Annotated in this window: 24 protein-coding genes, 1 tRNA gene and 1 pseudogene; 11 read left to right on the forward strand and 15 right to left on the reverse strand. The window is 59.3% G+C overall.

Annotated features, from left to right (window positions below; translation table 11 throughout):
* Positions 1-173 precede the first annotated feature (173 nt).
* Positions 174-1,520 carry an FAD-dependent oxidoreductase gene (locus tag NZ705_01885; GenBank protein MCS7291713.1) on the forward strand — a complete coding sequence of 449 codons (1,347 nt, stop codon included), beginning with the start codon at positions 174-176 and terminating at the stop codon, positions 1,518-1,520.
* Here the strand turns inward: NZ705_01885 and rplI are convergent.
* The gene (gene rplI / locus NZ705_01890) at positions 1,489-1,959 is read right to left on the reverse strand and encodes a 50S ribosomal protein L9 (protein ID MCS7291714.1); all 471 of its coding nucleotides are present in this window, start codon (positions 1,957-1,959) and stop codon (positions 1,489-1,491) included. The two genes, NZ705_01885 and rplI, sit on opposite strands and share 32 nt — an antisense overlap.
* A 212-nt stretch (positions 1,960-2,171) precedes the next feature.
* Here rplI and NZ705_01895 point away from each other — a divergent pair, with 212 nt between their 5' ends.
* Both NZ705_01895 and NZ705_01900 read left to right on the forward strand, forming a co-directional pair.
* Positions 2,172-2,570, forward strand: a complete 399-nt coding sequence (locus NZ705_01895) for a cytochrome c (protein ID MCS7291715.1) — start codon at positions 2,172-2,174, stop codon at positions 2,568-2,570.
* The gene (locus tag NZ705_01900; GenBank protein MCS7291716.1) at positions 2,571-3,146 is read left to right on the forward strand and encodes a pyridoxamine 5'-phosphate oxidase family protein; all 576 of its coding nucleotides are present in this window, start codon (positions 2,571-2,573) and stop codon (positions 3,144-3,146) included.
* Between the two features lie 2 nt (positions 3,147-3,148).
* Here the strand turns inward: NZ705_01900 and NZ705_01905 are convergent, their stop codons facing one another.
* Positions 3,149-3,790 (reverse strand): hypothetical protein, encoded by a 642-nt coding sequence (locus tag NZ705_01905; GenBank protein ID MCS7291717.1) that lies wholly within the window; start codon positions 3,788-3,790, stop codon positions 3,149-3,151.
* Between the two features lie 150 nt (positions 3,791-3,940).
* On the opposite strand from NZ705_01905, the gene NZ705_01910 reads away from it, so the two are divergent.
* The 3 genes from NZ705_01910 (at position 3,941) to NZ705_01920 (ending at position 5,784) form a co-directional block, all read left to right on the forward strand.
* Positions 3,941-4,627 (forward strand): aldehyde oxygenase (deformylating), encoded by a 687-nt coding sequence (locus tag NZ705_01910; GenBank protein ID MCS7291718.1) that lies wholly within the window; start codon positions 3,941-3,943, stop codon positions 4,625-4,627.
* 51 nt (positions 4,628-4,678) lie between these two features.
* Complete coding sequence (locus NZ705_01915; protein ID MCS7291719.1) at positions 4,679-5,698, forward strand: long-chain acyl-[acyl-carrier-protein] reductase; 1,020 nt, start codon at positions 4,679-4,681, stop codon at positions 5,696-5,698.
* 14 nt (positions 5,699-5,712) lie between these two features.
* A tRNA-Thr gene (locus tag NZ705_01920) sits at positions 5,713-5,784 on the forward strand.
* Here the strand turns inward: NZ705_01920 and NZ705_01925 are convergent.
* Genes NZ705_01925 through NZ705_01950 form a run of 6 tightly spaced genes read right to left on the reverse strand, consistent with a single transcriptional unit; the run spans position 5,785 to position 9,417 of the window.
* Entirely contained in the window at positions 5,785-6,486 is a 702-nt protein-coding gene (locus NZ705_01925) for a hypothetical protein (GenBank protein ID MCS7291720.1), read from the reverse strand. It abuts the tRNA gene before it with no gap.
* Complete coding sequence (locus NZ705_01930) at positions 6,456-7,028, reverse strand: NAD(P)H-dependent oxidoreductase (protein ID MCS7291721.1); 573 nt, start codon at positions 7,026-7,028, stop codon at positions 6,456-6,458. Before NZ705_01930 ends, NZ705_01925 begins: the two co-directional genes overlap by 31 nt.
* 2 nt (positions 7,029-7,030) lie before the next feature.
* Positions 7,031-7,333: a hypothetical protein gene (locus NZ705_01935; GenBank protein ID MCS7291722.1), complete on the reverse strand. Its 303-nt coding sequence runs from the start codon at positions 7,331-7,333 to the stop codon at positions 7,031-7,033.
* Positions 7,308-7,709, reverse strand: coding sequence for a biopolymer transporter ExbD (locus NZ705_01940; protein MCS7291723.1), 402 nt, complete (start codon positions 7,707-7,709; stop codon positions 7,308-7,310). Before NZ705_01940 ends, NZ705_01935 begins: the two co-directional genes overlap by 26 nt.
* A complete protein-coding gene (locus NZ705_01945) occupies positions 7,687-8,343 on the reverse strand; it encodes a MotA/TolQ/ExbB proton channel family protein (GenBank protein ID MCS7291724.1) in 657 nt (218 codons plus the stop codon). The genes NZ705_01940 and NZ705_01945 overlap by 23 nt, the downstream gene beginning before the upstream one ends.
* Positions 8,344-8,361: 18 nt before the next feature.
* Complete coding sequence (locus NZ705_01950) at positions 8,362-9,417, reverse strand: TonB family protein (protein MCS7291725.1); 1,056 nt, start codon at positions 9,415-9,417, stop codon at positions 8,362-8,364.
* A 152-nt stretch (positions 9,418-9,569) separates the two neighbouring features.
* Between NZ705_01950 and NZ705_01955 the strand changes: the two genes are divergently transcribed.
* From NZ705_01955 to NZ705_01965, 3 genes are all read left to right on the forward strand, one after another.
* Positions 9,570-11,249, forward strand: coding sequence for a hypothetical protein (locus NZ705_01955; protein ID MCS7291726.1), 1,680 nt, complete (start codon positions 9,570-9,572; stop codon positions 11,247-11,249).
* 69 nt (positions 11,250-11,318) lie between these two features.
* A complete protein-coding gene (locus NZ705_01960) occupies positions 11,319-13,142 on the forward strand; it encodes an ABC transporter ATP-binding protein/permease (GenBank protein MCS7291727.1) in 1,824 nt (607 codons plus the stop codon).
* Positions 13,143-13,150: 8 nt separating this feature from the next.
* Complete coding sequence (locus NZ705_01965) at positions 13,151-13,588, forward strand: YlqD family protein (GenBank protein MCS7291728.1); 438 nt, start codon at positions 13,151-13,153, stop codon at positions 13,586-13,588.
* Here the strand turns inward: NZ705_01965 and NZ705_01970 are convergent.
* From NZ705_01970 to NZ705_01985, 4 genes are all read right to left on the reverse strand, one after another.
* Entirely contained in the window at positions 13,581-14,411 is an 831-nt protein-coding gene (locus NZ705_01970; GenBank protein MCS7291729.1) for an S-layer homology domain-containing protein, read from the reverse strand. The two genes, NZ705_01965 and NZ705_01970, sit on opposite strands and share 8 nt — an antisense overlap.
* 121 nt (positions 14,412-14,532) lie before the next feature.
* Entirely contained in the window at positions 14,533-15,432 is a 900-nt protein-coding gene (locus NZ705_01975; protein MCS7291730.1) for a hypothetical protein, read from the reverse strand.
* The gene (locus NZ705_01980) at positions 15,404-16,312 is read right to left on the reverse strand and encodes a BtpA/SgcQ family protein (GenBank protein MCS7291731.1); all 909 of its coding nucleotides are present in this window, start codon (positions 16,310-16,312) and stop codon (positions 15,404-15,406) included. The genes NZ705_01975 and NZ705_01980 overlap by 29 nt, the downstream gene beginning before the upstream one ends.
* Before the next feature lie 240 nt (positions 16,313-16,552).
* Positions 16,553-17,368, reverse strand: coding sequence for a 3'(2'),5'-bisphosphate nucleotidase CysQ (locus NZ705_01985; protein MCS7291732.1), 816 nt, complete (start codon positions 17,366-17,368; stop codon positions 16,553-16,555).
* Between the two features lie 285 nt (positions 17,369-17,653).
* On the opposite strand from NZ705_01985, the pseudogene rpoD reads away from it, so the two are divergent.
* Positions 17,654-18,787: pseudogene (gene rpoD, locus NZ705_01990) on the forward strand (RNA polymerase sigma factor RpoD).
* Between the two features lie 55 nt (positions 18,788-18,842).
* Here rpoD and NZ705_01995 read toward each other — a convergent pair.
* The 3 genes from NZ705_01995 to NZ705_02005 form a co-directional block, all read right to left on the reverse strand.
* Complete coding sequence (locus NZ705_01995; GenBank protein ID MCS7291733.1) at positions 18,843-20,231, reverse strand: chlorophyll a/b binding light-harvesting protein; 1,389 nt, start codon at positions 20,229-20,231, stop codon at positions 18,843-18,845.
* A gap of 59 nt (positions 20,232-20,290) precedes the next feature.
* Positions 20,291-20,776, reverse strand: coding sequence for an allophycocyanin subunit beta (locus tag NZ705_02000; GenBank protein ID MCS7291734.1), 486 nt, complete (start codon positions 20,774-20,776; stop codon positions 20,291-20,293).
* 85 nt (positions 20,777-20,861) lie between these two features.
* Complete coding sequence (locus NZ705_02005) at positions 20,862-21,335, reverse strand: allophycocyanin subunit alpha-B (GenBank protein MCS7291735.1); 474 nt, start codon at positions 21,333-21,335, stop codon at positions 20,862-20,864.
* Positions 21,336-21,529: 194 nt separating this feature from the next.
* On the opposite strand from NZ705_02005, the gene NZ705_02010 reads away from it, so the two are divergent.
* Positions 21,530-22,864 (forward strand): metallopeptidase TldD-related protein, encoded by a 1,335-nt coding sequence (locus NZ705_02010; GenBank protein ID MCS7291736.1) that lies wholly within the window; start codon positions 21,530-21,532, stop codon positions 22,862-22,864.
* Positions 22,865-22,906: the final 42 nt, after the last annotated feature.

Genomic DNA, 22,906 nt, shown 5'->3' on the forward strand with positions numbered 1-22,906 from the left:
ACAGTAAAATTGGTCGAGTTTACAAGCGCATGGTGCAGAGAGCAAAAAACGGATGCGGTGTCAAGCCTATTGGCCCCCTATGTGCAGCGACAATTGCTATCGCCACATCCATCCTGGTACGACAAGGGGGGTCTTCTTCGGAATCCATTGACCCCGAATGGCCTGTAACCCAGGTGGATGTTCTGGTGTATGGGGATGAACCGGCTGGGGTCGCCGCCGCCATTCAAGCTGGGCGAGGTTTGGCGGGACAGGGGCGGGTGGTTCTGGTGCGCTCGCAACCGGAATGGGCCTGGGTCGGAGGGGTCTGGACGCGCGGTGGATTGGCTTACCTGGACCGCAACCAACGGCGAGGTCATCCGCCTGCCTGCCCCTTCTACCGAGAGTTGCTGGAGACGGCAAACGTCCAACGGGTTGCGGCCAATGCCAGCCTGATGGACTGGGGAATGCGGCAGCTACTGGCAGCAGCGGGCGTCCAACTGGTGCATCAGACGCGCTTGCAACCCAAGGTGCAGGGCTCGCGCATCGAATGGCTGGCAGGTGGCGGACAACGCTGGACAGCGCAGGTGGTGATTGATGCCACACCCGAAGCCGATGTGGCACGAGCGGCGGGTTTGGCCTACGAGAAGGGATTTGCCGCGTTGGGACTCCCAAACGACACCCTGGCGGTGTCGCCTGTGTTTGAATTAGCCCCCTTGACGCTTTCCCAGTTGGCCGCCATTGAACGCCGTATTTTGACCAATCCCCTGCTGCTGGAAGAACTCCGGGCCAAGATTGTCCAGGACAACCGCCCCGAAGAGGCCCAACTCCTGCTGCGCAATTTTCATTTGCCAATGAGAGTGCAGGGGGACTTTGCCGATGTGTACAGTTCCGCCTTGGGCGCTGCCTATCACCGGTCTCGGGGCTTGCCGTTTCGGATGGGCAACCGGGTTTTTCTAGACCGAGGCAATGTAGCCGCTGTGGCGCCTGACCGTCTATCCTTCAACGGCTTGCTGTTTCAGCTCTCCACCCGCGAGGTGGAACGCCTGGTGCAGCAACAGCGCCGCCTCACGCCCCCGATGTACCGGGAACTCCAGCAGTTCCAAGCCTGGTTGCGCCGATTTCCCGAAGCAGCCCAGGTGCAGGTGTTTCCCCCGCTAGAAGTGTACGTGCGCCACCTGGTGACCGTCACCGAGGTGTTGGACCTAATGCCAGTTGAGCGCATTCTCCAAGGAGGCGTGGAACCAGAAAAGGCAATCGGCACGTTCCGCTACGCCTTTGACGCGCGGGGGGGCATCCCTGGGTGGTCCCACCGTCTCCCACCGACGGTCACATTTCGCTACGGCGTGGGCAGTTCCCTAACGCGCCTGGAGAATTTCGCCGTTGTGGGTGGGAACGCTGGTTTCCCTGGACTGGCGGCTACCGTCGGACGTATCGAGGAGCGCAAGGTTTGCACAGGTGCCTATCTCGGGCAATTAGCAGCGCGGGCAGTGCTTACGCAACAACCCCTGGTTAGGCAGAGCCCTTTGCCGGCACCACCCTGAACCGCACGGTCGCGATGACTTCCGGGTGAAGGCGTACCTGGGCCTCGTAAGTTCCCAATTTGCGGATGTCCGGAATCGTGATGTCGCGGCGGTCCACCACCTGGCCCGTACCAGCTTGGATCATCTCCGCCACGTCCTGCTCGGTCACGCGCCCAAACAACTGCCCCTGTTCGCCCGCCTTCATTGGCAGGGTCAACAGACCAATCACCTCTAGGGCCGTCTTGCGGGCCAGGGCTTCTTCCTTCTCCTGCAGCTTGCGTTGCTGCTCCAACGCTTGCCGTCGCTCGATTTGCCGCAGTACGGTGGGAGTCGCCGCCACCGCTTTGCCCTGGGGGATCAAATAATTGCGCGCATAGCCTGGAGCTACATCCACCACGTCGCCCGCCGCCCCTAGTTTTGGAATCGCGGTCGTTAACACCACCTGTACCCGCTTCGCCATCGCGTCAACCGGTTTTTAGAATTGGGACAAAAGATAACTATACCGTAATCCCAGGAATAGACACAAGCAGTCATTTCGGTACACAAAGGTGGTGGTTATTGTTACAATACCTTCAAATGCTTTTAAGGAATCTTGCGTTTCACAACACGGCTGGGGTTGTTAGCCTAGGGTTGTTTGAGCTGACGCGTCTCCTATTGGTTTAAGAAGGGTATATGGTGGAAACGGTGCAATCCAAGTCGCTGACCCCAACAGAAAAGTTCCGCTGGTCATCGGTTCTTCTAGGTCTGGCATTAATTTTGTGTCTGGTTTTGCTGAGCTGGGGATGGTCGCGAGTTTCGACGCCGGACCCCTATGTGCAGACGGTGCTTAGCTTGGTGGGAGACCCGGTGCGGGGCAGGGACATCTTTCTACAAAATTGCGCCAGTTGTCATGGGGTGCAGGGGGCGGGTCATGTCGGACCTTCGTTGCAAGGTGTGACCAAGCGGCGGTCAGCCCAGCAGATTATCGCTCAGGTGACGGGGGGTAAAACGCCGCCCATGCCCCAGTTTCAGCCCAGCCCCCAAGCGATGGCGGATTTGTTGCGCTATCTGGAGCAACTGCCTGCGAAGTAGATGGGATTGGCTCCCTGGCGAGTGCCTTTGGCGCGGGCGTTGCACCGGAATCGGGCACTGGTCTATAGCCGTTATGCCCAACTGGCGACGGTGGATGCCCAGGGCCGGCCCCACAACCGTACGCTGGTGTTTCGGGGCTTTTGCCGGGATACGGACACCCTGGCCTTTGTCACAGACCGGCGCAGTGAGAAGGTCCAGCAGATTGACCACCAGCCCTGGGGCGAGTTGTGCTGGTATTTTCCCCAGACGCGGGAGCAGTTTCGGCTGGCGGGTGTGTTGGAGCTGGTGGATAGCCACCACCGGGACCCGCTGGCCCAGGCAGAACGCCGGGAACGCTGGCAAACCCTTTCAACCGCCAGCCGGCAACAGTTTCTCTGGCCCCACCCCGGTCAACCGCGCACCGGCGACTGGCGAGTGGAGGACGCGGTTCCGGCAGAGCCGCCCGCGCACTTTTGTGTCCTATGGCTGCATCCCCAGCAGGTGGACCACCTGGAATTGCGCGGCCAACCCCAAAACCGCTATCGCTACTGGCGCACGCCGTCGGGGGAATGGGCGATGGTGGAAGTGAATCCCTAAAGCTACTCGCGCCGGTCCGGGGTGTGGAGCACCACGCCCTGGAGTTGCTCAATGGCGGCCAAGGCGGCCCGCGACCCCGCCAAGATGTCCCGTTCTTCGCCCCCTAGATACACGCGCCCGAAACTGCCAAACGGTTGCACTTCCAGGATGTTGATCAGAGCGGCTTTTTCTGCCTCGTTGGCCGCCAAAGGCGCGTAGGCCGCCGGTTCCACCTCTAGGATGTACAGCGTCTGGCCTGCCAGGATCATTTGGCCCCGGCGCATCCGGTTGATAAGCTGGGCCTGGTGCGGGTCAATGTTGCGGATCACCTGGCTGGAGACCACGCGGGGTTTGAGGCGTTCCTGTTCCTTGACCCCTAGCGCCGCCAAAATCGCCTGGCCTGCCGCACGCACGTCTCCCTGGCGACTGGCGTGGATTTCCAGCAGGCCGTACAGGCGTTCCACCACCTGCACTCCCGGTCGCACCAGGTTGGACTTGAGAGCCACGTCAGTAATCCGGTTGATTTCAATCCCCGGCGAAATTTCCACCCACAGGGACGCATCGCCTGGCAAGGGCAAGAAACCCGAGGCCACCGTCCCCAGGTAGGCGGCATACTGGGGTTGCAGGCTGTCGATGTACACGTAGCTGCGCAGGATGACACCCACCGGTCGGCTCCCCGCCCGTCCATACCCAGTGTAGGGGCAACCGGTCCAAACGTTTTGCAGCTGGCGGGGGATTCTGGTAGAGTTAGGACAGTGAAAATGCCGGTCTGCAACCGGTATTCCCATATCACTAGCAGGAAGGAGTGAATCACGATGACGGCAGCAGTGACCCTCGATTACCACAGCGACACCTATCGGGATGCCTATAGTCGCATCAACGGGATTGTAATCGTAGGGGAACAGGAAGCGGCGGATAACTACTGCAAAATCGCCGAGCTGCTGCCGGCCCATCGGGAAGAATTGCTGGCGCTGGCCAAAATGGAAAGCCGCCATAAAAAGGGCTTTGAGGCCTGTGGACGCAACCTGAACGTCACGCCCGATTTGACCTTTGCCCAGCAGTTTTTCCAGCGGTTGCGCGCAAATTTTCAGGCGGCGTTTGCAGCAGGGAACGTCGTCGCCTGCTTGCTCATTCAGGCCCTGATCATTGAGTCCTTTGCCATTGCTGCCTATAACATCTACATCCCCGTCGCTGACCCCTTCGCCCGCAAGATTACCGAAGGAGTGGTCAAGGATGAATACCTGCATCTGAACTTTGGTCAACGGTGGCTCAAGGAACATTTCGCTGAGGTGAAGGAAGCCCTGAAGGAAGCCAATCGGCAGAATTTGCCCCTGGTCTGGCAGATGCTGAATGAAGTGGAGCAGGATGCAGCCACGTTAGGGATGGAAAAGGCGGCGCTGGTGGAAGATTTCCTGATTGCCTATGGGGACGCCCTGGCGGACATTGGCTTTAACACCCGCGAAGTGATGCAGATGACGGCCATGGGTCTGGCGGCGGTCTGAAGACTTTCCCTTTTCCTCTATCCTGGTGAAGGGGCGTTAGGGCGCGCAGCCATGTTTGGACTCATTGGCCATCTCACTAGCCTGGAAGTTGCTCAGTCCCTGGCCGACCGCCTGGGTTATCCAGAGTACGCGGAGCAAGGGTTGGACTTTTGGTGCATGGCCCCGCCCCACATCCTCGATGAAATCAAGGTGCGCAGCGTCACAGGGCAGGTGATCGAAGGCCGGTACGTGGAGTCCTGCTTTGTGCCGGAGATGCTCGCCCAAAACCGATTCAAAGCGGCGACGCGCAAGGTTTTGAACGCCATGGCCCACGCCCAAAAACATGGCATTGACATCACAGCGCTCGGGGGCTTTACCTCCATCATTTTTGAAAACTTCAACCTGGAGCAAATTCGCGAAGTGCGCAACGTGGCCCTGGACTTCCGCCGCTTTACCACGGGCAACACCCACACCGCCTACATCATCACGCAGCAGATGGAATTGGCGGCGCGGGACATGGACATCAACCTGGCGCGGGCGACCATTTTGGTGTGCGGCGCTAGCGGGGACATTGGCAGCGCCGTGTGCCGGTGGGTGGCCCATGCCTACCCCAACGCCGACCTGATTCTGGTGGCCCGCAATCAACAGCGGTTGCAGGCGTTTCGCCAGGAACTGGGCACGGGACGGTGGATGTCGCTGGAGGAAGGGTTACCTTTAGCGGATGTGATTGTATGGGTGGCCAGTATGCCCAAGGGGATCGACATTGACCCGGCGGTGCTCAAAAATCCCTGCCTGGTGATTGACGGGGGGTATCCCAAGAATTTGCGGACCCGTATCCAGCGCCCAGGCGTGCGGGTACTGCAGGGGGGCATGGTGGAACACGCGCTGGAGATTGACTGGCGGATCATGGAGTGGGCGAATTTAACCGACCCCAGCCGCCATCTCTACGCTTGTTTTGCCGAGGCGATGCTGCTGGAGTTTGAGGGCTGGTACACCAATTTCTCCTGGGGCCGCAACCAGATCACGCTGGAAAAAATGGCGCAAATTGGAGCGGTTTCCCGCAAGCACGGCTTTCAACCCCTACTGAGCTAAAATGGTGGCGGGATGCTGGTGTAGCTCAGCGGTAGAGCACTCGCCTTGTAAGCGAGCGGTCGAGGGTTCGAATCCGTCCACCAGCTCTAGGTCTGGACCAGCGGGTACAGGGGGATGATGTATTGCTGGCCGAAGATGAACCGGTGATACAAACCCAATTGCTCGTACACCGCCAGCGGCACCCCCACGTCAGCGAGATACACCTGCCCGGTGTAACGGGTGTCAGCCACCGGCAAGCCCAGCACCAGGGTCGCCGCCGCAGCTAACTCGTCCAGGGTTTCCCCCAGGCGCACCACCTCGGCGCCGCTTTGGGTCACCCACGCCCGCACCTCATCCGTCAAGGGAGCATCGCTGCCAACCAATACCACGCCGGCAGTTTCGCCCACTAGTTCCGTCCCATCCACCACCTGGGCCCCGGTCTGGCGGTAGAGATGGTACTGGGTTTGGAGGAGCGGGTCCGAAGATGCCAGCGCCTGGGGCCACAACCGGACGTTCACCCCTCGGTTGGCCATGTTGCGGGCTGCTCCCATCGCCACGGCAGCCAGCCAGCCGGACCCCGCCAGCACCACCACGCGCTGGGTGGACCAGTTGTCCCCGAGCCATCCCAGGGTCAACATCGCTGCGCTGCGGCCTGCGGTTTCCACCAGCGCCTCGCGCGTCAAACCCGCCCGTTGTACCAGATGCCACCACCGTTCCACCTGGGACCGCGCTAGCGTTGGCACTGGCAACCCCGTCTGGGTGCAAAACCACTCCTTCCCTAGGGCAACGGAATCGTTGTGCGTCCCCATTGCAGCGTACGCGCCAGCCACAGCAGTTCGTTCATAAAGCGGGTCAAGCGGGGTTGGTACTCGTCGGCGGCAAGAAACTGCCCCTGCTCGTCAAACAGGCGGTCCACATAGCTGAAATTCAAATCAATCGGCGTCATGCATAACCCGTAGGCCCGCAGCACCGGAATCAGGGCTTCAATCACCCGCGTCCCGCCAAATCCCCCTACCGAAACGCCACACAATCCCACCGCCTTGAACCGGTACTCGGGGTAATTGCTGTCGAGCACATGCTTGAGCATCCCCGGATAGCCATGGTTATACTCCGGCACCACCAGGATCAATCCGTCCGCCGCCTGCATCTTGGCCGCAAAGGGGGGATACTTCACAGCGGGTCCCGCGTCATCTGTGCGAATCGGCAAGGTGCGAATGTCGATCAGCTCCGTCGCCACCTCGGGATAATGACTCTCCAACTGGGAGACAATCCAGCGGGCGACCCCTTCGCTCAGGCGGCCCTGGCGCACCGTCCCCAAAATCACCGGCAACACCACCTTGCCCATGGCCATCCCTAGTTCACCGGCACCACAATTTCAATCAGCACCGAATCGGCCCCGTAGGCAGCGGGGCCAGCCCCTGGGTCGCCGCCGCTCAATCCCGGTCCAAATTGCACCCCGAACGGCAACGGCCAGCCCCCCGGTCGGGTTTGCCGCAACTCCAGTTGAATCCGGTCGCCGTAGGCCACCTGCTGAGCGGTGCGCGCCTGCGTGGGTAAATCCGCCGCCCTACCCTTGCGCTCCTGGGTCAGCCCCACTTCAGCGCCCCCAAGTCCCACGACCACTACGGCGCTAAGGACGCTGAGTGGCCACCGCAATCCGCACCCCCGGAACGTACCGCAGTTGGTCCATAATCGCCACCACTTGCCCATAGCTGACATTTCGGTCCGCACTGATGACAACAACGGTGCTTTGCCCTGGCGACACCAGCGCCTGCACCCGCGCTCGCAGTTGTTCCAAGGGTACCACCTCTCGATTGACCGCAACACGCCCCTGGCGGTCCAGGCTCACCGTCACCGGCGGCGCATCTTGCACCTGGGCCGTCGTCGCCTTCGGTAAATTCACCGGCAGACTTTCCAGGCGCGTCAGGGAAAGGGTACTGACAATAAAATACACCAGGATCGCGAAAATGACATCGATCATCGGCACGATGTTGACTTGGGCCTGGGGTTCACTCTCCTGAGGCAGCCGCATGGACACCTCCTTTCTCGTAGTGATGCCGGTAGAGCAACTCCAACTGGCCGCCGTACTCCTGGATCAGGGCAATTTGCCGCTGGTACAAGCCGCGGAACACATTGGCAAACAACAGCGTCACGATGGCCACCACCAGACCCGCCGCCGTAGAAATCAAGGCCTCGCTGATCCCTGCGGTCACTGCCGCCGACTGGGCGCCGCTTAACTGGCCCAAGCGCAGGTTCGCCAGGCTCGTGATCAGTCCCAGCACGGTGCCAAGCAGCCCCAGCAGGGGCGACAGGCTAATGATCGTCTCAAACACCGTGTTAAACCGTTTGATCAGGGGCAATTCCGCTTGGGCCGCCGTCTCCAGCGCCAGGCGAAACTCCTCAGGGTTGGGGTTGTCCAACTCCAGGGCCGCCAAGAAAATCCGCGCCAGGGGCAAATGACTGTTTTGCTTGAGCAGGAGAATCGCCGCGCGGGGGCTGCGTGCGTAGAGTGACAGGGTTTCCTGGACGATCGCAGGCTGCGCAGTGGTGACCCGCACCCAAAACACCAGGCGTTCCAGGATCAGGGCCAGCGCCAGGATGGAAAACCCTAGCAGCGGCCACATGACCACCCCACCGGCGGCAAATAGACGACGGGCAACCTCCATGCTTACCTCGACCTTCCCCTAAAAACCATACCAACTCCGGGGCGCTTGAATCACCACGTTGTTGACGTAGATGTTGAAGGTAAATTCAATTTCCAACTGGTTATAGGCAAAGGTTTCCGGCAAGGGGCCAAAGGGCGCCGCCCGTTGGATGGCCTCCAGCGTTTCCGCATCCGTTTGCGGCGAACCCGACGAGCGCAAGACCCGCAGGTTGCTAATTTGGCCGCTGCGACTCAGGGTGAATCCCACGACCGTTTGCCGTGGCTGGTCCGGGGCGCGCGGACGCCAGTTCTGCTGCACCCGTCGCCGTAGGTTCGCCAGATACGGCCCCAAATCCACGTCCTGGCGGGCGGCGAGTTGGGTCGGTCCCGGAGCGTTGCGGGTGCTGTTGGCCTCCTGGTCGAACGGCGCTTGGCGAGCATCGCGGCTGATTGGCCCGCCGAGCAGTGCCGCCTCCCCTTTGGGAAGGGCTGCCGGATGGGGCGCAGGTTGAGCGTTCGGGTGGCTAGGGGGCTGGAAAGCCCTGAGAGCGGGTCGCTTCGGCGTTGATGCCGACTCGGGTAGAACTGGCGGCGTCGGGATTTGCGGTTCGGTGCGGGCGGTAGGTTGCGGCTCCCTCAGCGCCGTCGGGCTAGGCGTTGGTTCTTCGGGTTTAGGACGGGAGAGTTCCTGCGGCGCAACGGGCCTCGGCAGTGGCTCTGGGTTAGGAGATGCCTGGTCGCTGCGCGGTGATAACGCTGGTGCCGGTTGACTGGCAACGCGCTCGGCGCTCCGGCGGGTTGTCTCTACACCCAAGGGCAGGTCGGGACGCGCCGTTCCCTGGGCAATGGCATGTTGCACCGCGCGGTGCTCCGTATCGGGCGGCGGGGTCTCCGCAACCACCTTCGGCGCTTCTACGATTTCAATGGGGGGCAATTCCGCTACCGACCTTTCCTCAACCGTGGGGTTTGTCCATTGCCAGGCCAAGAAAACCGCCCCATGAATCACTAGAGAGAGACCGCCGTAGAGCCACAGGTTGGCCGGTTGTCGCCGTCGCCATCGCCAGGAATAGACCATGCCCCCACACCTGCGCTGCATCAACGTCTCGACTTGACCGTTAGTTTAACAAATCTGCTTCTCGGCCAGGGTTGATAACTGTTTAATGTTTTATGTAGCTTATATGCATACATGGGCATCTAGCCATGAAATTGAGTGAGTAGTGCAAGCGGCAGTAGAGCTACAGTTCGGTTGTGCGTCTGACATTTAGCTACCAAGCACGGATTGCCACAACCCCAGACCAACAGGCGGTGCTAGCTGCTTACGCGGCGTTATTCGGACGGGTGGAGCGGTCGTTGTTTGCCACCACGGCTGCGGGGCAAGACAACAACCAGATAAAACGGGAATTCCTGCAACGGTTTGGTATCACTGCTCGACAATTCAACAGTGCGCGTGTGGAACTAGAAGGACGCATACAGGCTGTTAGGGAAAGTCAAGCAATACAAGTTGAGCAGTTGCAGCAGAAGATACGTAAAGCACAACGGATTATTAAGAAGGAAAAACGTCGGTTTGTCTTGCACCAAAAGCAACGGCGCTTGGCTAGGTTGCAGAGCCAACTGGCGCGTCTGGAAGCCGATAGGCACAGTGGCAAGATACGGCTGTGTTTCGGTTCCAATCGACTGTTTCGCCAGCAGTTTGCTCTGGCGGCTAATGGTTATGCGTCTCATGCGGAATGGTTAGCCGACTGGCGGTTTAGCCGCTCTCGACAGTTTTTCGTACTTGGTAGTCAGGATGAGACAGCCGGTAACCAGTCATGCCAAGCCGTACCGGAAGCCGACGGGACGTTCACGCTTTATCTGCGCGTGCCCGATGCACTCGTGGAGCGGTTTGCTAACTGTTTGTCTCCCGGGCTGCAACAAAGGGGGAAGAAAGTCTACCTGAAGCTAACGAGTATTCGGTTTGCGTATGGTCATGACCAAATTGTGCAAGCGCTACAGGGGGTAAAGGTACGCACCACCACCCGTAGCGGTAAAGCCACGACCAAACGGATTGGCACGCCCGTCAACTACCGTTTCATCTTGGATGAGCGCGGCTGGCGTGTGATGGTCAGTATCGAACAAAAGGAGCCGAAACCGGTTACCAACCCAGCGGCTGGTCTTATCGGCGTAGACATCAATGCCGACCACTTAGCCGTAACCGCAATGGACCGGTATGGGAACTGGGTCGCGTCTTGGCGGTTTGATTTGCCCCTGTGCGGCAAGACGACGGGTCAAGCACAAGCCATGATTTTGGAAACCTGCGCCCAGGTCGCTCGGTTGGCGGCGGAGAAGGGGAAGCCTTTGGTTGTGGAAGGGCTCGACTTTCAACGGAAGCGAGCACAGCTAGAGAGTGAATTGCCCCGCCGTTGCCGTCAGTTGTCGAGTTTTGCTTACCGTAAGATTCTCACGGGTCTCAAGTCCGCTGCGTTGAGAGCGGGCGTGGAAGTGTGTGAAGTCAACCCAGCTTACAGTAGTTTGATAGGTGCGGTTAATTACGCCAGGAAACTTGGCATTTCACCGCATCTTGCTGCAGCGTTGGTGTTGGCCAGAAGGGTTTTGCGCCTGAGTGAACGACCCGCTTGCCAAGGAGCTGCATCGGTTCCCTGGCGAGGCGGTCACGTCACCTTTTCCCTACCTGCAAGGAATCGGGAGAAGCATGTGTGGTCGTTCTGGCGGGTTGTTGCTCAGGCGTTAGCGGCGGTTGTACCGCAGTCACTGAGTCGTGTGAGTCTCCAGCTACCACCGGTTGGAGATGACCGACCACCTGGTCATCTGTTAGCCGACACATGGCCTGAGTGCAGCAGTGACTTGTCGGTGGGAGTCCGGCACGCTCCGCTCCCGTTGGTGGCGGGAGAAGTTGTTGGGAGAGCCGTTTGCCTAGCAGCCTGTGGATAATTGTCCATAGTTTTAGGAACGGTTGGACGCTTTATTCCATACTGGAGATGGCCCTTTTGAGGGGTAGGAATGGCGGACGCGAGAGCCAGGGTTGAGCGTGGCGATTGGCGATTGCTGCGACAAATCGGTCGTTATGCGTTGCACCATCGGCGGTGGTTAGCCCTAGCCATTTTTTTGTTCTTTCCCCTCGCCCTAGCTGGCGCCATTCAACCGGTGCTAATTGGGCAAGCCATCTCCCTGATCCGTCAGGAACCGGTGCCGGGTTTTTTACAGCAACTTCCCCCCCGGCAAGGATTGCAACTGGTGATGCTGGTTCTGCTCATCACCGTCTTTTTACGCCTGGGTTTACAAGGGGTGCAAAGTTATCTGGTGCAAAAGGTGGGTCAACACATTACTGCGGAAATTCGCCAGGATTTATTCGACCATGTTTTAGCGCTACCGATGGCCTATTTTGACCGCACACCCGTGGGGAAATTGATCACTCGTCTAACCAGCGATGTGGAGGCGTTGGGGGATGTATTTGCCACTGGCGCTGTGGGCATCGTGATTGACCTTTTGACCTTGGTGGCGTTGGTAGTAATGATGTTTGAACAGCAGGCGCTGCTTGCCCTTTTGCTGTTGAGTTTGCTGGTGCCGGTAACCGGCTTGATTACCTATTTCCAAGCCCAATTTCGCCAGGCCAACTACCAGTCCCGGGAAGAACTCTCGCGCTTAAACAGCCTGATCCAGGAGAACATTCAAGGGATTTCCATCGTGCAATTGTTTGGGCGCGAGCGCTACAACGCCCGCCTGTTTCGCCAAGTCAATCACCGCTACATCAAAGCAGTAGACAAAACCATCTTCCATGACGCGGCGATTTCGGCAACACTAGAGTGGATTGCTCTAGTGGCCATTGCGGGGGTGTTGCTAGTAGGCGGCGGCCTGGTGCTCCGAGAAAACCTAACCTTTGGGGTGTTGGCCAGTTTCATCCTGTTTGCCCAGCGTTTGTTTGACCCCCTGCGGGAATTGGCGGAAAAATTCACCCTGATCCAAGCAGGATTCATTGCGGTCGAGCGCATTCAGGAAATTCTCGAACAACCGATTCCCATCCGCGACCCGCTCCAGCCTTTAACGCTACCGGCGGATGGTCGTGGGGAAATTCGGTTTGAAGGGGTTTCTTTCGGCTACAAACCGGGCGAGTGGGTCTTAAAGGACCTAGACTTTGTCATTCGACCGGGGGAAAAAGTGGCCTTGGTGGGACCGACGGGAGCGGGGAAAAGCTCCATCCTGCGCCTGCTGTGTCGCCTGTACGAACCCCAGGTGGGACGGATCCGGATTGACGGGGTGGATATTCGCTGTCTGGCCCAGCGGGATTTGCGGCGCTACGTCGGCGTCATTCTCCAGGAACCCTTTTTGTTCAGCGGCAATATCTACAGCAACATCGCGCTGGGAGAGTCCTACTCCCTAGCGCAGGTGGAGACAATTGCGCGGCAACTGGGGATTCACGAGTGGATTAGCACGCTGCCCCAGGGTTACCACACGCCGGTGCGCCAGCGGGGGAGCAACCTCTCCACCGGCCAAAAACAGTTGATCGCCCTTGCCCGCATCGCCATCCGCCAGCCCCGCATCGTGGTGCTCGACGAAGCGACCGCCAGTTTGGACGTGGTCACGGAGGCCCTGCTGCAACAGGCGCTGCAGAACCTACTGGTGGGTCGGACCGCCGTGATCATCGCCCACCGGTTGGCGACCGTGCGCAGCGTGGACCGGATTTTGGTGCTCAAGGCGGGTCAACTCGTCGAGTCCGGTTCCCACGAAGAACTCCTGGCCCGGCGGGGGTTGTACGCTCACCTGTACCGGCTGCAATTTCCTGGGCTACACACTTCAAGGTATGATGGCAAATGTTCATACGATTAGGTTGAAATATGGCGGATGGTCAAGAGTTGATCCTGAAACGGCCGGTCAATATCAAGGTGATCGTGACGCCGCGTTGGAAGGAAGAAACGCTGCAAATTCTCCAGTCCCAAATCAACCAAATTGATGCCCGCACTCAACAAATTGACATGCAGGTGCAACGGGCAATTACTGAATTGAAAAAGCAGCCTGCTAGTCCCCAATTGACAGAGCAAATCAATACCATCCAATTCCAGGCCAACGACGAAAAAAGTAAATTGCTCGACCAAAAAAATCAAATCCTTACCCAACTGACCCAAGTCCAAACCCTGGAGATGGAACAGGAAGTCTTCCAGGGGCAACTCGACGGCTACTTCACGGTGAAGGTGGGCGAAAATCTCATCGAAAAAATGCAAGTGGAGGTGGTGCTTCGCGACGGCGTGGTGCAGGAAATTCGGGGGGTTATTTGAGGGCCTCGCGGGCGGTCACCAGGGCGTCGCCAGTCCCGCAAAACCACAGGGCCGCCAGCGCCTGGGCCTGACTTACGGGTTTGTCGGGCAAAAACAGGCGGGTGCGTCCCCACACTTGCCGGACGGTGCTGGGTTCCCGGCGGTAGTCCACCACGAGGGCGCTGAGAGCTAGGGGGTCAATCTGCGCCGCATCTCTAAACCCCCAGGTCTCGGTCACGGCTTGAACAGTACCACTGGGAAGCTGGCCCGAGACATCCAGGCTGACTTTCCAGACCACGAGGGTTTCGCGGGTCAACCAGCGGTCAGGTTCAAACCGCAGGGGGGCGCGACTCCCATCGGTCAAGCGGCTAGGAATGATGCCCGCTTCGGCCAACCCTTGAATCACGGTGAAATCGGGGTCGGAATGGGGTACATCGGCGAAGACGGGAGTACTGCCAGGGGTCGCCGGGCGTACTTGCCGCTCTATCTGGTCCCGGTACAAGCGCTGCTGCACAGCCATCAACCAGCGGGCAAATTGCCGGCGGGTCGCGGGCTGGTCGAGACGCACGTCCGTCGCTGGAATCACCCCCAGGTTCAAGACATCCTCCACCAAGGGACGCAACGCCTGGGGAACTCGCTCCATATCGGCGAGTGCGACAGGTGTGGGCGATGGCGGCTCAACCAGTTCAGGCGTGGGACGCGCCGGGGATTCGGCAACGGGTGAAGGGCTAGGAGACGGCGTCAAGCGGGGGTCTGGCGCTAGGGAACGCTCCCAATGGCTACCGGCGCAACCCGCCAACGTGGTCCATAGCACCACACTGCTCCACCAAACGCTGGTTTTCATCGCTAGCGTGACCGGGCAGCCCGTTTCGCCGTCTGGTTTACCCAAGGAGAGCAGGCGCTTTCACCCCTCCCATGTGCCCGTCCTGTGTCTGACAGGGAACGCGCCGCGGGTCATGGGCATATCACCGGGCGGGTTGATGGATGAAGTTGCGAGGACCCCGATAGCCGCTCAAATCCGCCAGTTGGTCCAGCAGTTTCAGCCCAGGGTACAACTTGCCCTTGATTTCCCAGGTGGGGAAGCCGCGAATGCCTTTCTCCTGGCAAAGCTGGGTTTGACTGTTGACGCCCCTAGGGTCGCACTCGATGTAGTTGAGCTTGGCCGCCGCTTCTTTGCCAAAGAGTTGTTTCTGTTGATGGCAGTGGGGACACCAGAAAGCCCCGTACTCCCGCGCACCCACCTTGCGCAAGTGCTCTGCTAAGGCCAACTCCGCTGGCCCAGAAGTCGTCGTGACTGGCGGTGGAGCCTGTGGACGGTTTGGGGAAGCCTCGACGCCGTTGTAGGCCGCCAGAATCCCCAGCAGGGCCACGACCACCACCACCAAGGCCGTGGTCAACAATTGCCCCACATCCCGCCAGCTCCGGCCAAAAGTCGCCAGCACCCACAGCAGCGTACTCAAAATCGCCGAAGTGATACAGTACACGCACCAGGCTCCAATCTTCACCGCCATCAGGTACAGGAAGTAGCCGCTGGAGACCAGCATGGCCGTTGTCAGGGCAAACAGCGCCCAGGCCCAGGGAAAATCCGCCTCCTTCTTGGGTGCGAGAAAGACCGCAATTACCCCTACCGCCGCATAGCATAAAAACCCTACCAGCGACAGGGGCACGCCAAACAATTGGGCGTAGGCGCTCTTGAGCACTTCGTCGCAACCCGTGGTCGGGCATAGGACGCTGCCCCCCAACCAGTGAGTGATAGTGATATAGGCGGTTTCGATGGCGCCTAGGGCAGCGAGAATCCCCATCATTGGCCGGGAATGGCGTTGCCACCAGGCGCTGCTACGACGACGGTTGAGTAATTTGCTCATAGGTGTGGGTCGGTGATGGGTTCAGGGAAAGGTGACGCGGGGCCGGTTCTTCCGGTTCCAAACAGCGCCGCACCGCCTGGACAAAACGACTCACCCGTTGCGGGTCAATCGGCTGCTCGATCTGGCCTTTGCGTTTCAAGGAACTGGCGACAATCACGCCATCTGCAGCGGCGAGCAGGTGGGCGATATTGTCCGCATTGGCGCCACTTCCCACCAGGACCGGTACAGAACCTGCTGCAGCCCGTGCCAACTCCAAATCCTCCCGCGTCGGGGGATGCCCAGTGGTCCAGCCAGAAAGAATAATGGCATCGGCCAACCCTCGATGGATGGTCTCCTGCACCGCCGTCGTCAGATTGGGCGTCCCTAGGGGCCGGGCGTGCTTGACCAAAACATCGGCAAATATTTTTACCGAACTATCCAACTCGCGCCGGTAGCGCAATAGCCGGTGGGCGCAGCCTTCAATCAACCCCTGGTCTGTCGCCATCACCCCGGTCAGGACATTCACCCGGATAAACTGCGCCCCCACGTTGGTAGCAATGGCCATGGCGCTTATAGCATCGTTGCGCAATACGTTGATCCCCAGGGGCAAATCCACCAGTGCCCGCACCCGTTGGGCCACCAGGCTCATGGCGCTCACCACCGCCGGATCCACCTGGTGCTGAGTAAACGGCGCGTCAAAAAAGTTTTCAATGATGATGCCATTGGCACCTCCAGTTGCCAAGGCGCTAGCTTCCTGTTCCGCCCGCTCGATGACCGCCTGTAAACTCCCTCCCCAGCGGGGTGATGTCGGCAACGGCAACAGATGCACCACCCCAATCACCGGATGCGCCGTGCCAAAAACCTGCATTAAATCCATAAACCCAGACGTATGCTGGCCCATTTCATTATAGCCCGCGTCTTACTCCCTCCCATCTTAATCTGCCCTTTACGTTTTTTTTTCGCAAGGAGAGCGGTTATCCTTCAGCAGCCAGACTGGCACGGCTAGGAGAGACAAATCTCCGCACCAACCTCAGCAAGGCATTTTGCAGCCGTCTACGCACCGTTAGGTTTTCAAAGAAGAGATGCTCCGCCTCTTCTGAGAGCCAAGCCATTGGTGCTTGTCATGTCTTGAGTTTTCCGGTTATCTCCCCGACAAACGAAAGCGGCTCAGCTCGGACGAGCGAAACCAGGCGTTGCGAAGTAATTGCCAAACTACGTCCCTGGCGGCTGGGGTCGTCGCCACGATTCCCGAAAGCAAAGGGGGCATTTGATTGAACTGAAGCGCCTGTCCCTGGGCATCGGTAGCCACGCCACCGGCTGCGAGAACCAGCGCAACGCCGCCTGCGACGTCCCACTCGTGCTTTGGTCCCAAACTGAACGTGGCATCGGCGCGTCCTGCAGCTACCAAGGCCAGTTTGTAGGCAATCGAACCCACCACTTGCACCTGCATGACGGATTGAAAGGGTGCCCACTCGCCTCGGCGTACCTCGGAACGACTGGCCAGGACTAACGGTGGGTCGCTCAGCGGATGACTCGCTCGCACAGGCTGACCGTTGTAGGTGACCCCTTGACCGAGAACTCCCAAGAACAGCTCATCGCGCGCCGGGTTGTACACGCCGCCCAAGACAGGTTTACCGCCGATGGCCAGCGCCACTGACAGGGCATATTCCGGAATGCCCTCGACCAACTCCCGCGTGCCATCAATCGGGTCCACCACCCACACCCGCTGTTTGTGCAACCGCTCCGGCTGGTCGCGCGTTTCCTCGGAGAGCCAACCGTCTTCGGGAAAGACGCCCAACAGTTCGGACTGGAGCACCTGGTTGGCGGTGATGTCGGCCCGCGTCAAGGGGTCATCGCCGCTTTTGTAGGTGGTTTGCAACCCTTCAGTCACAACCTGGCGTACCGCCGCCCCTGCCGCCCGTAACGCCCTTGCCACCACCGCCAGTTCCTGCTCCATGCCCACTGGATTCCCTTAGGCTCCCCGTCTATCATAGAGGTCGCCATCCGTCCCGCCGGCCTCTCAGAATGTAAATTTATGTAAAAGTTTCTAGGTTCTTTTCCCCTACTTTCGTAGGAACTGCTGGGAAATCCCGCTATCCGAACCTAGACTATGCTGTTATCAGGATTACAATAGGATTGCTCTGGAGGGGATAGGCGAAACATTCCTTCTGTCGGTCGCCTTCCCTGGTATGATGGGCATCTGTTTACGCTTGGTATTGTAGTCCGAGGAGTACCCGACGCGATGACTCAGGTGCATAATGTCTTGCCGACCCTTGCTGACCCGTCCCTCGACGATTTGGATGACGAGACTGCGGGGGATGACCTGAGTGGTCTGGACCCAGAGGACCTCGACGAAGACTTGGACGAGGTGGACGCGGACGAGACCTCCCCACGCTCGGGACGAAAACGGTCAGCGGCCAAGAAAAATTCCTACACCGAAGATTCCATCCGGCTCTATCTCCAGGAAATTGGTCGGATCCGGCTGCTGCGGGCGGATGAAGAAATTGAACTGGCACGGCAAATCTCGGTGTTACTGGCATTTGAGCGCAAGCGGGACGAGTGGGTGCGCCAGCATGGACAACGCCCCACCGAAGAACAGTGGGCGGAATTGGTGGGACTGCCGCTGGAGGAGTTCCGGCGACAGCTGCGCCAGGGCTATCGGGCCAAGGAAAAAATGGTGCAGTCAAACCTGCGGCTGGTGGTCTCCATCGCCAAGAAATATATGAATCGGGGCCTGTCTTTCCAGGACTTGATTCAGGAAGGCAGTCTCGGGCTGATCCGAGCCGCCGAAAAGTTCGACCACGAAAAGGGCTACAAGTTTTCGACCTATGCCACCTGGTGGATTCGCCAGGCGATTACGCGGGCCATTGCTGACCAATCCCGCACCATCCGGTTGCCGGTGCATCTATACGAAACGATTTCCCGCATCAAGAAAACCACCAAAATCCTGTCCCAGGAGATGGGCCGTAAACCGACCGAGGAAGAAATTGCCACCCGTATGGAAATCACGATTGAAAAGCTGCGATTTATCGCCAAATCCGCCCAACTGCCCATCTCCCTGGAAACGCCCATCGGCAAGGAGGAAGACTCCCGCCTGGGGGATTTTATCGAGGCGGACGGCGAAACGCCGGAGGACCAGGTGGCCAAACACCTGCTGCGGGAGGATTTGGAAACCGTGTTAAACACCCTCAGCCCGCGGGAACGGGACGTATTGCGCCTGCGCTATGGTCTCGATGACGGTCGCATGAAAACGCTGGAGGAAATTGGCCAGACGTTCAACGTCACCCGCGAGCGCATCCGGCAAATCGAAGCCAAAGCCCTGCGTAAACTCCGCCATCCCAACCGCAACAGCATTCTCAAGGAGTATATCCGCTAGGGGGCATAAAAAACAGGGAGGCTTCCCTCCCTGGCTTTTTAAAGCTAAAGTGGTTTCACTGTGGCTCCGGCGTGGATTCAGGAGCCTGGGGAGGCGTTGCGGGAGCGGCTGTCACCGTTTCAGTCGGTGTGGCCGGCGACGGAACAACCCTTGGCTTTTTCGCCGCTGGTGCATAAAGCATTCCCGTAGGCCGGGGATGGCTCACCTGCTTGGCCGCCGGTTCGTAGAAAATCCAGGTCTGGGGCCGGTACACCACCTGGTACAGCGTCTGGCGCACTCCATTGATCGCCGTCAGGGCGGGTCTGGACGCACCCTGGACCGGTTCATACAAGGCATCGCTCGCGGGCGGCGTCAAGGCCGGCATCGGCACGAGACGGGGTTCATAGACCACCTCCGGCAACGGGGGTGCACTGCACTGAAAACGCGGGTGATACACCGCCGCCTGCTCAGCCCACCAGGACCGGAACATCTGCGTCACATCCAGACCCATCGCCCGCTGGAAGTGCCACAGGCTGCCTTGCAGGAAGAAAAACGCCAGGTAGAAATGGGCATTGGCCAGCCACACCCGCGCCGAGTACACCGTCGCCCCTGTCGGGTCGTAGTAGGCCGGTGTCAAGGCAGACCGCAGTTTGAGGGCCGGGCCGTAAAACACCTCGGGATAGGCCAGCGTGTTAAACCCGCAGTAGTAGGACGCCGCAAACCCCGCTAGGGCAATGCCAAACAGGGAATAGCTCAAAATCCCGTCAGCGGAAAACAAAAAGCGGCGTTTCACCCAACCAAACGGCGGCACCAGGATATGCCAGGTTCCCCCCAGCAGCAACAGCACCGCCACGTAGACATGCCCCCCCACTAAGTCCTCTAGGTTGTTCACGTCAAACAGGTGGGTGCGGTAGTCCCAAATCCGGACCCAATCCAGGGTCGGTTGCACAGTGCGCACCTGCCCGAGCGTCGCATCGTAGAGTCCACCACCAATGGTGGCCTTTGCTACCAATAGCAGCGCCCCGAGCCCCAACACCAGCAGGTGATGGCCCAGGATCAGGCCCAGTTGCCGTTCGTCGTCCCAGCGGAAGTGGAATTTCCCCGCTGGCGGCGGCACCATCTCTAAGGTCTGGGGCAACCGGGTGAAATGGAACCAAGCGCCCCAGGCCAGCACCCCAGCGCTCACCAGGTGGAAACCAGCCACCGCCACGTAGGGAAAGACGTTAACCACCTGACCGCCGGCGCCGACCCCCAACCCTAGCGTCGCCAGGTGGGGCAATAAAATCAGCCCCTGTTCGTACATCGGTCGGGTCGGGGTGTAGCGGGTCAGTTCAAACAGCGTCATTAGCCCCACCCAGAACACGATCAAGGCCGCGTGGGCCACATGGGCCACGATGAAGGTGTTGGACAGGTCGGTCAACCGTGCATTCCCCGCCCACCACGGATAGCGTTGCGTTTTGTTCATAGCTACACCTGCACGCCCAAAAACGCTCCCCCGGTTGGACCAGGGGAACACCGTTGCCGTTAGCGCAAACCGGCAATGATGTGGTCTAGATATCGCGCCAGCTCCTGTCCCGCCTCGGTGCCCACTGTCTCGTTCAAGACCTCCTTCATGGCGTTCAGGGCCTGGATCACGCGGTCAATCGGCACCCCCAGCGTCTGGTAGGTCTCTTTCAGACCGTTCAGCACCCGCTCGTCGAGGATGGACGTATCCGCCGCCAGCATCGCGTAGGTGGCAAAGCGCAGGAAATAATTCAAATCCCGCAGACAGGCGGCATAGCGACGGGTGGGATACATATTGCCCCCCGGCAGCGTGATGTCCCCGTACAGCAAACTTTTCGCCACCGTACGGCTGATGATTTGGCTAGCAGTGGCGCTGATCGTGGCCGCCGCTTTGACCCGCATCATCCCCCGCTCAAAATACTGCCGGAGTTGACTGAGAGCGGCGTCACTCAGATATTGCCCCTGGACATCCGCGGAGTTAATCAAGGCTGTGATCGTATCTTGCATGGCATCTCCTCTGTGATGAATAGGGATTCACATTTGACTTAGAAAATGTCCACTTTTTTAACGCTCATCAAGCCAATCATTGACCTTAAAACGCGCGGATTAAACGGTCAAAGTAGGGGGCGGCCAAGGCCATTTCCTCTGGCGAGAGGATGCCTGCTGTGACTTCCTTGAGACTGGTCATCGCAATGCGTAAATTATTGAGCGGCACCCCTAACGACACGTACATTTCCCGCATCCCGTTCAGGCCAATATCCTCGAGGGGTTTATCGTTGCCCGCTAGGACGCAGTAGCTAATCAGCCGGATGTACCAAGCTTGGTCCCGCTGGCACAGAGCCGTTTTTTGGGCATCCCCCCGGTTGCTAGGTGTATTGGGGCACTTGGCCCAAAAGCGTTGGCTGCCCTCTTGCACAATCTTGCGCTCATTGGCCGCCAATTTCTGCGCCACTTGAATCCGCAATGCCCCTTTGCTAAAAAACTCCTCTAACTTGTTTAATTCGGCACTGCTGAGGAAACGGTCAGCAGCATCCGATTGAGCAATCACTTGCGCAACGATACTCATTGGTTTTAGGGAAGCATCCTGAACTACAGGTAACAAGATAAAATGACACCTAAAGCAGTGACACAAATTATGAAGAAAAAGTTGTGATTTGAAATAAATGTGCAACAAACAACCGTGCCGATTTTGTACTACAAAATGTGTGACAAGTGGGGTTGGCAACAGTAGTATCCTGGGGACAATAGGGCGAGGGTGATATGGCGGACTTTATCGAGGCGGTCACGGCCAGTTGGCGCGGGAGTGTGCAGGCATTGGCGCGTCTGACGCTGCCCTGGCGGGCAACGCTGGTGGCGGAAGCAAGTGATTTTGTGCGGTTCAATCGAGGGCGAGTACGCCAGGGAGGACACGTCGAACAGGCCGAATGCACCCTCACTTTAATGGTGGAAGGCCGCAGCGGCTCGCGCCGTTTCCCGTTGACGGGGGTGGTGGAAACCGACGTGGCCCAGGTGGAGCAAGCAGTGGCAGACCTGCAGCAGGTGGTGCCCCAGCTTCCCCCGGATCCCTTCCTGGTAGAGCCGTCCGGGAACGCCCAGAGCCAGGAGGTGCAAGCGGGTCAAGTGCCGCCGGTGACCCAGGTGATGCCCCTGATTCTGGAAGGGGTAGCGGGGTTAGACTTCACCGGATTGTACGCCGCCGGACCCCAGGTGCGGGCCTATGCCGATAGCGCGGGCCAATCCCACTGGTTCTACACCGAGACGTTTACCCTGGACTATTCCCTGTTCAACGAGCAGCAGCGGGCGGTCAAGGGATACTACAGTGGCCGGGCGTGGGAGACATCGGCTTTTGTGCGGCAACTTCAGGCGCTGCGCCGTCAGTTGGAGCTACTGAGTCGTCCGGCCAAGGTTCTCCCGCCGGGCCGTTATCGCACCTACTTGGCGCCGGCAGCGGTAGCGGAGCTGGTGGGCATGTTGTCCTGGGGCGGCCTGAGCGAGGCAGCGTTGCGCCAGGGAACCAGCGCCCTTTTGCCCCTGCGCCGGGGAGAACGCCAATTGGCAGCGGCTTTTTCCCTGCGGGAGAACTTTCAAGCGATTCCCGTCCCCCGCTTCACCGTGCAGGGAGACGTCGCGCCCGTGCAGCTTCCCCTGATCCAGCAGGGGCAACTGGTGCAGACATTGGTCAGCCAGCGCACCGCCAGGGAGTATGGTTTAACCGCCAACGGTGCTGAACCGGGGGAAGCTCTGCGCGCTCCTGAGGTGTTGCCGGGCACCTTGCCAGTGGCGCAGGCCCTAACAGCTTTAGACCAGGGGTTGTACGTCGCCAATCTGCACTACCTGAACTGGAGCGACCAGGCCACGGGGCGCATCACCGGCATGACTCGCTACGCCTGCTTTTGGGTCGAGGGAGGCCAAATGGTGGCCCCGATTGAAAATCTCCGGTTTGACGAGAGCCTCTACCACTTCTGGGGCGATGGGTTAGTGGCGCTGACGGACACCCAGGAATGGCTCCCAGCCACCGACACCTACGACCACCGCAGTTTGGGGGGAACCCTAGCGCCAGGCATGCTGGTGGCCGATTTCCAGTACACCTTGTAACCCTTGGCGCTATCATCGAACAGGGTGGTGGAGGAGACCAAC

Origin of the sequence: Gloeomargarita sp. SKYB120, from assembly GCA_025062155.1 — a bacterium.
In the GTDB taxonomy this organism is placed as follows: domain Bacteria; phylum Cyanobacteriota; class Cyanobacteriia; order Gloeomargaritales; family Gloeomargaritaceae; genus Gloeomargarita.